Origin of the sequence: Bacteroides intestinalis DSM 17393 (assembly GCF_000172175.1) — a bacterium.
GTDB lineage: Bacteria > Bacteroidota > Bacteroidia > Bacteroidales > Bacteroidaceae > Bacteroides > Bacteroides intestinalis.
Genome location: NZ_ABJL02000008.1, coordinates 1 through 12,599, shown reverse-complemented (window position 1 = coordinate 12,599; position 12,599 = coordinate 1). Strand labels below are relative to the sequence as shown.

Below are 12,599 nucleotides of genomic sequence, written 5' to 3'. Positions count from 1 at the left end.
GTAAACTATCATTTTTTCTTCAAGAAACGTTTAGCCAAGTATTTTCGTATGGGTTCGTCATACCGCTTCAAACACAAATAGGCCAGTAATATATTCCATGCATAAACACATAAGGCAACCTGCCAGGTCTGCTCTAAAGTAAAGAGTTGATTTTTAATCAACCATGCATAGAACAGATACATGAACGGATAATGTATCACATAAATCGGATAAGAGATATCTCCCAGAAACTTACATATCTGAGTTGACTTTTTATCCGTAGTAGTTCCCGATGCTCCTATCCATACAAGGACTGGGAAAGCTACGATAATACAAAATGCTTCATAAAGGCCATTTGTGCAAATCGGCTCCGCACCTTCCAGATAGGGTACTGAGAACAAAGCAATCAATACAATGGTACATATCCAGAACGCGCCTTTCACCTTCATAGGCTTGAAGTTACGCGACATAAGCATCCCCACAGAAAACGGGAACAGCATTCTCAACAACCCACCGCCAAAGTTTACACCGTCCAATGTCCATCCTACACCTATATTTCCATAACCGGAAACATCGAAGACCGCGAATAGCGCCAATGTCACTCCCAACAATACAACGAGCACAGTCAGCGCCTTATTAGATAAGCGACGAATAAACAAAGCATAAAGAATATTACCTATATATTCAAAGAACAATGACCAGCAAGGCCCGTTCAATGGAAACATCTCACCGTTGCCACGAACTTCATAACCCACGCCCGGCATTGCGGGAATAAAGAATAGCGTGCAAAGCAGAGACAGCATTATCATGGAGATGCCGATATGTGTTCCATCCCATTGCACGGAACCCTGAATACAAAACGTAATAGCCCCCAAGACAGCCCCCATTATCACCATAGGATGAAGACGTATCAAACGACGCTTAAAGAAATCTTTCATTGTAAGACTCTTACCCCAGCGGTCATCATAGGCATAGCCAATAACGAAACCTGAAAGGATAAAGAAAAAATCTACGGCTAAATATCCATGATTGAACGTCGTAATCATGGTATCGCTTGCAAAAGCATAGCCTTCGAATATATGATACCATATTACCATAAGGGCCGCTACACCACGAAGTCCGTCCAGAAGATCGTAATGCGCCTTGGTATCCGAAAAAGCTGCTGAGGGGGTATTAGACATTTGTTTCTTAGTATTAAGTTAATATTTTCAGATGGCAAACTTACATAATTTTATCAATTCCCTAAAAAAAAGAGACTGCCTTTTGAAGACAGTCTCTTTTCATTTTATCTGATTTTAGGAAAATCCTTATTCAATCACTCCGAGTTCACGGAAACATTTCGTCAACTTCTCGACAGCATAGTCTACCTGCTCTTTGGTGTGAGTAGCCATCAATGCTACGCGTACCAGCGTATCTTGCGGTGCACAAGCGGGCGGAATAACCGGATTGATGAAGATGCCTTCGTCAAACGCCATCTTAGTTACGATAAATGTTTTTTCCGCATCACGCACATACAATGGAATGATAGGAGATTCAGTTTCACCGATTTCGAAACCGGCATCACGGAATTTCTTCAATGCATAGTTGGTGATGTCCCACAAACGTTGCTGACGCTCCGGTTCGTTCATAATGATGTGAAGAGCTTCACGGGCAGCAGCAGTAGCAGCAGGCGTGTTACTTGCCTGGAATATATAAGAACGGGCATTGTGGCGCAACCAGTTGATTACCGAAGCATCTCCGGCAACAAATCCACCGATAGAAGCCAGTGACTTGCTGAACGTACCCATAATCAGGTCGATATCATCCGTCACACCGAAATGATCGCAAACACCACGTCCCTGTTTTCCGAATACACCCAATCCGTGTGCTTCGTCCACCATGATGCTGGCATTGTATTTCTTCTTCAAACGTACGATTTCGGGGAGATTGGCAAGGTCGCCTTCCATAGAGAAAACACTATCCACCACGATCAGTTTGATAGCATCCGGCTCGCATTTCTGGAGTTCTTTTTCCAGATCGGCCATATCGTTATGTTTATACTTTAATTGAGTAGAAAAGGAGAGGCGGCGACCATCTACGATGGAAGCGTGCACGCGGTCGTCACAGATAATGTAATCGTTACGTCCCGTCAATTGCGGAATAACACCCTCATTTACAGTAAATCCGGTGGAAAAACAGAGTGCATCGTCTTTTCCGACAAACTCAGCCAGTTCTTTTTCCAACTCTACGTGTATATCAAGAGTTCCATTTAATAAACGGGAACCTGCACAACCTGTACCGTATTTATCTGTGGCAGCTTTTGCGGCTTCTATTATTCTTTTATCGTAAGTCAGTCCCGTATAAGCATTCGAACCGAACATCAGGACTTTTTTACCATCCATCAACACCTCAGTATCCTGATGGCTGTCAATTGTGCGGAAATAGGGGTATACGCCCATTGCCATATATTGCTGTGGCAGGTCGTATTTCGCCAATTTGTCTTGTAGTAATCCCATGAAATGTTTATTATATAATATGAAATATTTAACTCTTAGTTACAAGCCTTTTGAAAACAGGGGGCAAAGATAGCAAAATATGTGCTTATCTGTTCTTTTTTTACTAAAAAATATATTTGCCCATGGATTAAAGCCCACTCTATGGTTAAAAATTCAAGTATTTGTATTACTTTTGCCATTTATAAAATTGCATAGTGAAACAACCCTTGCATGGACGAAGAAAAAAAGAAAATATCATTCATTATAAATCCGAAATCCGGCACGCAGAGTAAAGAGCAAATCCTCCATTTGCTCGATGAAAAGCTGGATAAGACAAAGTATGCCCAAGAGGTAATCTATACCGAATATGCCGGACATGCTGTTGAAATTGCTGCACAAAAAGCAAAGGAAAATGTGCATGCTGTAGTGGCTATTGGCGGTGACGGTACGATCAACGAAATAGCCCGCTCGCTGGTGCATACAAAAACTGCATTGGGCATCATTCCGTGTGGTTCGGGAAACGGACTTGCACGCCACCTGCAAATTTCGATGGAGCCTAAAAAGGCGATAGAAATCATCAACGAAGGAATTATAGACGTCATTGATTACGGAAAAATCAATGAAGTACCTTTCTTCTGTACCTGCGGTGTGGGTTTCGATGCTTTTGTCAGCCTGAAGTTTGCAAAGGCGGGCAGGAGAGGACCTCTTACCTATTTAGAAAAGACTCTACTGGAGAGCCTGAAGTATCAGCCCGAAACTTACGAACTGGAAACGGAAGACGGTACCTTAAAGTATAAGGCTTTCCTGATAGCCTGCGGCAACGCTTCGCAATACGGAAACAATGCGTATATAGCTCCACAGGCCATGCTGACGGACGGATTACTGGACGTGACCATCCTTGAGCCTTTCACGGTGCTGGATGTGCCCTCCCTGTCTTTCCAACTATTTAATAAAACTATAGATCAAAATAGCCGCATCAAAACTTTCCGCTGCCAGACACTGCGCATCCACCGTACAAAACCGGGGGTAGTGCACTTTGACGGGGATCCCATGATGATGGGGGAAAACATTGACGTGAAAGTAATCAAAGAAGGATTGCAGGTAATCATCCCCCGGTATGCCGAAAAAGACTCTTCGAATGTATTGCAACGGGCACAGGATTATATAAATGGCTTGAAGCAGATCAATGAGGAGATTGTGCATAAGAATAAGATGATATTGGATAAGAGTAAAGAGCAGATTAAGAAGTTAACGAAAATCTGAGTTTTTTATAAAATAAATCTGTATTTTTGCGCGTCATTAGCAATTAAGCGTGTGCCCGACAGCGCAGCCAAATTGTAAATTGTAAATTGTAAATTGTAAATATAAAGATGTTTAGATCACACACCTGCGGAGAACTTCGTATCTCCGATGTCAATAAGCAAGTAACGCTGGCAGGTTGGGTGCAGCGCAGCCGCAAAATGGGAGGCATGACATTCATTGACCTCCGCGACCGTTACGGTATCACCCAGTTAGTTTTCAACGAAGAGGTAGACGCCGCACTTTGCGAGAACGCCAACCGCCTGGGACGCGAATTCGTCATTCAGATTACAGGAACGGTGAACGAACGCTTCAGCAAGAATGCTAATATCCCGACCGGAGATATTGAAATTATCGTATCGGAACTGAATGTGCTGAATGCAGCCCTGACACCTCCGTTCACCATCGAAGATAATACGGATGGTGGAGACGATATCCGCATGAAATACCGTTATCTGGATTTGCGCCGTCCGTCGGTACGCAGAAATCTGGAACTCCGCCATAGAATGACCATTGAGGTACGCCGCTACCTGGACAGCCAGGGTTTCATCGAAGTGGAAACTCCTGTACTGGTAGGCTCTACTCCGGAAGGTGCACGTGACTTCGTGGTACCCTCACGCATGAATCCGGGACAGTTCTACGCTTTGCCGCAAAGCCCGCAGACCTTGAAGCAATTGCTGATGGTATCCGGTTTCGACCGTTACTTTCAGATTGCCAAGTGCTTCCGTGACGAGGACCTTCGTGCCGACCGTCAGCCGGAATTTACTCAGATAGACTGTGAAATGTCTTTCGTGGAACAGGACGACATCATCAACCTGTTTGAAGGTATGACGAAATATCTGTTCAAAGAAATCCGCGGTGTGGAATTGGAAGGTCAGTTCCAGCGTATGGCATGGGCGGACGCCATGAAATATTATGGTAGCGACAAACCCGACTTGCGTTTCGGCATGAAGTTCGTAGAGCTGATGGATATACTGAAAGGTCATGGCTTCTCTGTATTTGATAGCGCCGAATACATCGGTGGTATCTGTGCCGAAGGTGCTGCACACTACACCCGCAAACAGCTGGATGCACTGACGGAATTTGTGAAGAGACCGCAGATTGGTGCAAAAGGTATGGTTTACGCCCGTATAGAAGAAGACGGAAGTGTAAAATCGAGCGTTGACAAATTCTATACGCAGGAAGTACTGCAACAGGTGAAAGAAGCTTTCGGTGCCAAACCGGGTGACTTAATTCTGATTTTGAGCGGTGACGACACCATGAAGACGCGCAAGCAGCTTTGCGAGCTTCGCTTGGAAATGGGTAGCCAACTGGGATTGCGTGATAAGAATACATTCGCATGCCTGTGGGTTGTAGACTTCCCGATGTTTGAATGGAGCGAGCAAGAAAACCGCTTGATGGCTATGCACCATCCGTTCACCCATCCGAAGGATGAAGATATAGCCTTACTGGACACTGATCCGGCAGCAGTACGTGCCGATGCTTATGATATGGTAATCAACGGTGTGGAAGTTGGTGGCGGTTCAATCCGTATCCACGATCCGAAGTTGCAGGCAAAGATGTTCGAAATCTTGGGATTCACTCCCGAAAAAGCAGAAGAACAATTCGGATTCCTGATGAATGCATTCAAATACGGTGCACCTCCTCATGGTGGTCTGGCATACGGGCTTGATCGTTGGGTATCTCTCTTTGCCGGATTGGACAGTATTCGTGACTGCATCGCATTCCCGAAGAATAACAGTGGACGTGACGTGATGCTGGATGCTCCTGCGGCACTTGATCCATCTCAGTTGGACGAACTGAATCTGATCGTAGATATCAAAGAATAAGAGTAGGTTAGTTTGTTGTGAGAGAGTCGAGACGCATCTTCCGTTTTGCGGTAATCGGTACGCTGAATGCCCTGATTATAGCAGCAGTCATCTGGCTGATGATGGACGAACTGGACATCGACTATATGCTCTCTAACATAACTGCTTACGTCATTGCACAGACTCATAATTTTATCTGGTGCAAGCACTGGATATTTCCTTTGGATGATAAAGAAAAGAAGAGCAACACCTGGAGGCAGGTGTTGCTCTTTTCTATCGCTTTCGGAATGGCGTACCTGGCGCAATTCCTATTTCTGGTAGTGTTGGTCGAGGCACTGAATTGTGATGAATACTTGGCTCAGTTCCTGGGACTATTTATCTACGGAGGCGTGAATTTTATAATGAACAGGAGAATCACGTTCCGTTAACGTTTTATCAAACTGCGCTTTTACCAAATTGCATTTTAATCGAGGAAGCGTTTCGTCAATCCACCGTATTCGTCGATACGGCGATCGCGTAGGAAAGGCCACCAACGGCGTACATTTTCCGAACGATCCATATCTATTTCCACTACTATATTTTCCGGACGGTCGTTTCCGGCTTGTGCAAGGAATTCTCCTTGCGGACCTGCTACAAAACTATTTCCCCAGAATTGGATGCCATTCGTCTGCATGGATGGATCGGGTTCGTGACCGACACGGTTAACGGAGATAACGGGAAGTCCGTTGGCTACGGCATGGGCACGCTGGGAGATAATCCAGGCGTTGAGCTGACGTGCCTTTTCATCATCGGCGTCACTGCTTTCCCAGCCAATGGCGGTGGGGTAGATTAATAATTCGGCACCTTTCAATGCCATCAGACGGGCAGCTTCAGGATACCACTGATCCCAGCAAACAAGTACACCCAACTTTCCGAGAGAGGTTTGGATAGGTTCGAAACCTATATCTCCAGGGGTGAAGTAGAACTTTTCATAATAGGCCGGATCGTCGGGGATATGCATCTTGCGATATTTTCCGGCAATGCTTCCGTCACGGTCAAAAACAACGGCGGTATTATGATAGAGTCCCGGGGCACGTTTCTCAAATAGGGAGGTTACCAATACGATCTTATTGGCAGCGGCCAGTTCGGAATAAAATCCGGTGGAAGGGCCGGGAATGGTTTCCGCCAGATCAAACAGTTGCGTGTTTTCAGTCTGACAGAAATACAGAGAGTTGTGCAGTTCTTGTAATACAACCAGTTGCGCACCATGTGCAGCACAGGCTTCTATGCTTTTAGCCAGGTTCATCAGGTTCGTACGAAGATCTGCTGTATTGGCTTGCTGAATAATTCCGACTTTTATTTTTCTCATATCTTTCTAATTTTATTTCAATACACCGGCAGGGTACTGCATCGTAACACAATGGAGTGATCCATGCTGCTTGATCAATGCCCGGCAATCAATGCCTACAATCTCATATTCCGGGAACGCTTCCTGCAAGACTTCTTTAGCACGTTGGTCATTCTCCGGCTGACGATAAGTAGGATAAAGCACTGCATCATTCATTATCAAGAAATTGGCATACGTTGCGGGGAGGCGTTCGCCCTCTTCCTCAATTTTGTCTACCATAGGCAATGCCAACAGACGATAGGGGTTTCCATTCAAAGTACGGAAGGTTTTCAGTTGCTCTTCCATTTGATGTAGAGCTTCGTAATGTTCATCCTGCGTATCGGTGCATTGCACATAGGCAATAGTATCCGGTGAGCAAAGACGAGCGAGCGTATCGACATGACTATCCGTATCATCTCCTGCCAAATACCCATGATCGAGCCAAAGTACCTGTTTCAGATGAAATACAGAACAGATATATTCATCGATTTCATCGCGGCTCATCTGTCCGTTACGATTGGGAGAAAGCAAACACTCGGACGTGGTGAGCAATGTTCCCAAACCGTCGCTCTCAATGGAACCACCTTCCAAGACAAACCCCAGACGATTAACATACCGCCCATTCAGGAAACCAGCCTCCACAGCCTGATGGGTAATCAGATTGTCTTTATCCGAAGCGAATTTCAGCCCCCAGCCATTGAACATGAAATCAAGAAGCGAAGCACCTTCTGAATCCAACATGGTAATTGCACCATGATCACGCGCCCAAGTATCATTCGTTTCACACTCCATGAAACGGACATTCTGCATATTGACGGTAGCTGAAATCTGCTTTTTAACCTCCTCCGGTTCAGGAGTTACAATCAGAAGCAATTCCCGTTGGGCTATTTCGCGTGCGATAGCGGCAAAACAGGCTTGTACCTCCGTAAGCATATGCGCCCAGTCAGTTCCGGCATGGGGCCAAGTCAGCTGTATTCCGCTTTGCGGCGCCCATTCGGCAGGTAAAACAGCATTGAATGTATCACTCATATTTATCATTCTTTCTTTTCTTCTTTCGGCTTGCGGTCAAAGAACGGATTCTTGGTCGAAGCACTGACCGGAATAGCATACACGGATCTGCATCCCGGCAACCACTCCAATTGCTGTGCAGCAAGTCCGGCAGAGAACATCACACGGGTATCCACACGCAAATCGGCCGCCGTGGCACAAGCCGAACCGATAGCTATACCTACATCGACCGAATTCACGGCACAAGGCACACCTTCAGGGCGTCCCGCACAAGTGGGGTAACCACAATGGCCGCAATTCAATCCTTGCGCCTGCTCGCGCGTACCTATTATAATTACACATTCAGCCTGCAAAATGTTGGCGGCATCCCGCAAAAAGAACTTCATTCCGTGTTCTTCCACCATGGCAACCATCTTGTCCGACAATACTTTTAAATCGTCTCCGGTGACCATGGCTATTTCAATTATATCTACACCTTTTCCTTTCGGAGCGGTACGGGCAGCAGTCATCATCTGCCTTGCTACGTCCAACACATGTTCGTGGCGGCTTGCACGTTCGTTCTGTATCATAATTCTCACTTTTATTAAAAACTGATAGCAAAGATAATGCAAATTGAGTGCAGAACTTTCATGCTTGCATGAAAATGTTATGCAAAAATGCAGCTTATCTTATTTAAAGATACTGATTTCAGCCAAAAATCCGCCGTTTTTTCAGAATTCCTTTCTATATTTGCTTTCAAATGGGAACCAAGACTATACTTCAGATAGACAACGCATGTATCGCTTTCGGAGCAGATACACTTTTTTCCGGTTTTTGCTTACAACTGCACGAAGGGGAAATCGCCTGCATTTCTGGACAATCGGGGCGAGGAAAAACCTCCTTGCTGAATGCTATTTTAGGATTTGTACCCCTCAAAGCAGGAAGCATCACCGTTAACGGCATTTTACTGGAAAAAGGAACTATCGACCAAATTCGCAGGCAAGTGGCATGGATACCGCAAGAACTGGCGCTTCCATCGGAATGGGTGAAGGAAATGGTGCAACTCCCTTTCAATCTGAAAGCAAATCGGAATACTCCCTTTTCACTGGACAAACTATTTGCCTGTTTCGATGAATTGGGGCTGGAAGAGGAATTGTACGATAAACGTGTGAATGAGATCTCCGGAGGACAGCGGCAACGTATCATGATTGCCGTAGCCACCCTGATGCAAAAGCCGCTGCTGATTGTGGATGAACCGACTTCCGCACTGGATTCGGACTCTACGGATAGAGTACTTGCTTTCTTCCGGAAACGAATGAGGGAGGGAAGTGCCATCCTTGCCGTCTCTCACGACCAGGGATTTGCACAAGGATGCAACCAGATGATAACACTATAACTAAGAAATTAATAAAGTGGGAACTATCGACATATCATATACCAGTTTAGCCATCGGATTACTACTGTTGCTTATTCCGCTGTTCTACTTGTGGAAGTTCAAGACAGGGCTATTGTGGGTTACCGTGATTGGTATCGCACGGATGATTGTACAACTTTTCTTTATCGGTATCTACCTGAAATACTTGTTTCTTTGGAATAACCCGTGGATCAACTTTCTGTGGGTGATTATTATGATATTCGTCGCCGCACAAACCGCCCTGGCACGCACCCAACTGAAACGGAAAATACTGTTCATTCCTATCTCCATCGGTTTTTTATGCAGTGTTGTCTGCATCGGCATGTACTTCATTGCCATCGTATTACGGCTGGAAAATGTGTTCAGTGCCCAGTATTTCATTCCGATATTCGGTATCCTGATGGGAAATATGTTATCCAGCAATGTCGTTGCACTGAATGCCTATTACAGCGGATTGAAACGGGAACAGCAATTGTATCGCTATCTGCTTGGCAATGGTGCCACAAGGGCAGAAGCACAGGCGCCTTTTATCAAACAGGCTATCATAAAGTCCTTTAGTCCGTTAATTGCCAATATTGCCGTTATGGGCCTAGTGGCACTGCCCGGCACAATGATCGGACAAATCCTGGGAGGTAGTAGCCCGAATGTCGCCATTAAATATCAGATGATGATTATGGTGATAACCTTCACGGCATCCATGCTTTCGCTAATGATTACCATCTCGTTGGCATCACGTAAGTCGTTCGATTCCAACGGAAAACTATTGCAGGTAATGGTAGAGAAAAAGGAAAAGAAGAAAAGCCGTTAGTGCTCTACTTTTTCAGGAGTATAACGCAACTGTACATACTGTACGCCGGGTTTTATATAAGCACTGTCCATCAACACTTTCCTTACCCTGAACGTCTCAAGACGGCGATTTATATAACTTTTTATATATCCTTTCTGTGGTTTCACATACGAAAGTACTTCTATACGCCCTGCCAAATGGATATTGACTTTGGCTTTCACCGTACGTACCGCACCCGGTCTCTTTGACGGTTGTCCGGGCATTTCCTTATGTTTATCTATCCAAAAGATAGCTGTAGCCTTCGGAGTAGTATCCACAAATTCCTCTTGTGCATCCTCTTCACCGCCATCCTGGGCTTTGGGTGAGGATTGGCACGAGAAAAGAATGCATAATAAAGTGAAAAACGAGAAAAGTAATGCTTTCATGGTATAGAGTTTTACAATTATCTGAACAAATATATAAAAAAAGAGTAAAACAAACAGTTATTCAGTGCATTTTTACTATATTTGCACCGAAATTTTCTATTCACATAATGAGAATTAAGGAGATAGTAAGCGCCCTTGAACGGTTCGCGCCTCTGCCATTGCAAGACGGATTTGATAATGCCGGCTTGCAAATCGGATTGACAGAAGCGGAAGCAACAGGGGCTTTGTTGTGTCTTGACGTTACTGAAGCCGTGCTGGACGAGGCGATTGCGTTAGGGTACAATCTTGTCATATCCCATCATCCACTGATATTCAAAGGGTATAAATCCATCACGGGCAGGGACTATGTAGAGCGTTGTATCATGAAAGCAATCAAGAATGATATCGTGATCTACTCAGCACATACCAACCTGGATAATGCTCCGGGAGGGGTGAACTTCAAGATTGCCGAGAAAATAGGATTGAGTAATGTACGCGTGCTGGAAGCCAAAGAGAATGCCTTGGTAAAATTGGTGACTTTTGTACCCACAGCACAGGCGGAAGATGTACGCAAGGCCTTGTTTGCAGCCGGATGCGGTTGCATAGGAAACTACGACGCATGCAGCTACAATGTAGAAGGAGAGGGAACTTTCCGCGCCCAAGAGGGTAGCCACCCGTTCTGTGGAAGTATCGGAGAATTGCATACGGAAAAGGAAGTGCGGATAGAAACCGTATTGCCTGCCTACAAGAAATCGGAAGTTATCAAAGCTCTACTGAGTGCCCATCCGTATGAGGAACCTGCATTCGACTTATATCCTTTGCAGAATAGCTGGACACAGGCTGGGGCAGGAGTTATCGGCGAATTGGATACACCGGAAACGGAGTTGGAGTTCCTGAAACGCGTCAAGAAAATCTTTGAAGTGGGCTGCCTGAAGCATAATAAACTGACCGGGCGTGAAATACAGACCGTGGCACTGTGTGGAGGAGCCGGAGCATTCCTGATGCCGCTTGCCATACGCAACGGTGCAGACGTGTTCATCACCGGGGAAATCAAGTATCACGATTACTTCGGACACGATACGGACATTCTGCTGGCAGAGATAGGACATTACGAAAGCGAGCAATATACAAAAGAAATATTCTATACAATAATCCGGGAGTTGTTTCCTAACCTTGCGCTGCAACAGTGCAAAGTGAATACCAACCCCATAAAATATTTATAAGTAAAATGGCTAAAGAAGCAAAAAAAGATCCTCAGGAATTGACCGTGGAACAGAAGTTGAAAGCCCTGTTCCAGTTGCAGACTATGTTGTCTAAGATTGATGAAATCAAGACTTTAAGAGGTGAACTTCCGCTGGAAGTACAGGACTTGGAAGATGAAATCGCCGGTCTGAGCACTCGTATCGACAGAATTAAGGCAGAAGTAGCCGAACTGAAATCCGCCATCGCTACTAAGAGAGTAGAGATTGAAACTTCAAAAGCTTCTATCGCAAAATACAAAGAACAGCAGGAGAATGTACGCAACAACCGTGAGTACGACTTCCTGAGCAAAGAAATCGAATTCCAGACTCTGGAAATGGAGCTTTGTGATAAGAGAATCAAAGAGTTTGCTGCACAGGAACAGGAGAAATCTGCTGAAGCTGCAAAGAGTACAGAAGCGTTGAACGAAAGACAGAAAGACTTGGACGTTAAGAAGAACGAACTGGACGAAATCATCTCTGAAACTAAGCAGGAAGAAGAAAAGCTGAGAGACAAAGCCAAAGAACTTGAAACTAAGATCGAACCGCGCTTGCTCCAATCTTTCAAGCGTATCCGTAAGAACTCTCGCAACGGATTGGGTATCGTATATGTACAACGTGACGCTTGTGGTGGTTGCTTCAACAAAATCCCGCCCCAGAGACAACTGGATATCCGTTCTCGTAAAAAAATCATCGTTTGCGAATATTGCGGACGTATCATGATTGACCCGGAGTTGGCTGGTGTAACCATCGAACACAAGGAAGAAGTAAAGGAAAAGCCAACGAGAAGAAAAAAGACTGCGGAATAATATTCGGCAGTGTATATATATAGGAAAAGGACGC

13 protein-coding genes are annotated in these 12,599 nt (G+C 45.1%); 7 read left to right on the top strand and 6 right to left on the bottom strand.

The window, feature by feature from the left end; translation table 11 throughout:
- Positions 1–8: 8 nt before the first annotated feature.
- Positions 9–1,160, bottom strand: a complete 1,152-nt coding sequence (locus tag BACINT_RS09385) for an acyltransferase family protein (RefSeq protein ID WP_007662545.1) — start codon at positions 1,158–1,160, stop codon at positions 9–11.
- Positions 1,161–1,286: 126 nt separating this feature from the next.
- Positions 1,287–2,474: a serine palmitoyltransferase gene (gene spt / locus BACINT_RS09380; RefSeq protein WP_007214203.1), complete on the bottom strand. Its 1,188-nt coding sequence runs from the start codon at positions 2,472–2,474 to the stop codon at positions 1,287–1,289.
- Positions 2,475–2,684: 210 nt separating this feature from the next.
- Here spt and BACINT_RS09375 point away from each other — a divergent pair, with 210 nt between their 5' ends.
- From BACINT_RS09375 to BACINT_RS09365, 3 genes are all read left to right on the top strand, one after another.
- Positions 2,685–3,716, top strand: coding sequence for a diacylglycerol/lipid kinase family protein (locus BACINT_RS09375; protein WP_007662542.1), 1,032 nt, complete (start codon positions 2,685–2,687; stop codon positions 3,714–3,716).
- A 107-nt stretch (positions 3,717–3,823) separates the two neighbouring features.
- On the top strand, positions 3,824–5,581 hold the full coding sequence (gene aspS / locus BACINT_RS09370; RefSeq protein WP_007662541.1) for an aspartate--tRNA ligase: 1,758 nt from the start codon (positions 3,824–3,826) through the stop codon (positions 5,579–5,581).
- A 17-nt stretch (positions 5,582–5,598) separates the two neighbouring features.
- Complete coding sequence (locus tag BACINT_RS09365; RefSeq protein WP_007214210.1) at positions 5,599–5,988, top strand: GtrA family protein; 390 nt, start codon at positions 5,599–5,601, stop codon at positions 5,986–5,988.
- 35 nt (positions 5,989–6,023) lie between these two features.
- Here the strand turns inward: BACINT_RS09365 and BACINT_RS09360 are convergent, their stop codons facing one another.
- The 3 genes from BACINT_RS09360 to BACINT_RS09350 are packed head-to-tail and all read right to left on the bottom strand — an operon-like array spanning position 6,024 to position 8,503.
- The gene (locus BACINT_RS09360) at positions 6,024–6,908 is read right to left on the bottom strand and encodes a carbon-nitrogen hydrolase (protein WP_007662539.1); all 885 of its coding nucleotides are present in this window, start codon (positions 6,906–6,908) and stop codon (positions 6,024–6,026) included.
- Positions 6,909–6,920: 12 nt separating this feature from the next.
- A complete protein-coding gene (locus tag BACINT_RS09355) occupies positions 6,921–7,964 on the bottom strand; it encodes an agmatine deiminase family protein (protein WP_007662538.1) in 1,044 nt (347 codons plus the stop codon).
- On the bottom strand, positions 7,961–8,503 hold the full coding sequence (locus BACINT_RS09350; RefSeq protein ID WP_007662536.1) for a ferredoxin domain-containing protein: 543 nt from the start codon (positions 8,501–8,503) through the stop codon (positions 7,961–7,963). The genes BACINT_RS09355 and BACINT_RS09350 overlap by 4 nt, the downstream gene beginning before the upstream one ends.
- Positions 8,504–8,688: 185 nt before the next feature.
- Between BACINT_RS09350 and BACINT_RS09345 the strand changes: the two genes are divergently transcribed.
- Together BACINT_RS09345 and BACINT_RS09340 are read left to right on the top strand one after the other, a co-directional pair.
- Positions 8,689–9,309: an ABC transporter ATP-binding protein gene (locus BACINT_RS09345; RefSeq protein WP_044155178.1), complete on the top strand. Its 621-nt coding sequence runs from the start codon at positions 8,689–8,691 to the stop codon at positions 9,307–9,309.
- Between the two features lie 16 nt (positions 9,310–9,325).
- Positions 9,326–10,135, top strand: coding sequence for an ABC transporter permease (locus tag BACINT_RS09340; protein WP_007662531.1), 810 nt, complete (start codon positions 9,326–9,328; stop codon positions 10,133–10,135).
- On the opposite strand, the gene BACINT_RS09335 is transcribed toward BACINT_RS09340, so the two are convergent.
- Positions 10,132–10,539, bottom strand: a complete 408-nt coding sequence (locus tag BACINT_RS09335; protein ID WP_007662528.1) for a DUF4891 domain-containing protein — start codon at positions 10,537–10,539, stop codon at positions 10,132–10,134. The two genes, BACINT_RS09340 and BACINT_RS09335, sit on opposite strands and share 4 nt — an antisense overlap.
- A 107-nt stretch (positions 10,540–10,646) precedes the next feature.
- Here BACINT_RS09335 and BACINT_RS09330 point away from each other — a divergent pair, with 107 nt between their 5' ends.
- Positions 10,647–11,741: a Nif3-like dinuclear metal center hexameric protein gene (locus tag BACINT_RS09330; RefSeq protein ID WP_044155177.1), complete on the top strand. Its 1,095-nt coding sequence runs from the start codon at positions 10,647–10,649 to the stop codon at positions 11,739–11,741.
- Positions 11,742–11,746: 5 nt separating this feature from the next.
- Entirely contained in the window at positions 11,747–12,565 is an 819-nt protein-coding gene (locus BACINT_RS09325; protein WP_007662527.1) for a zinc ribbon domain-containing protein, read from the top strand.
- The last annotated feature ends 34 nt before the right edge of the window (positions 12,566–12,599 follow it).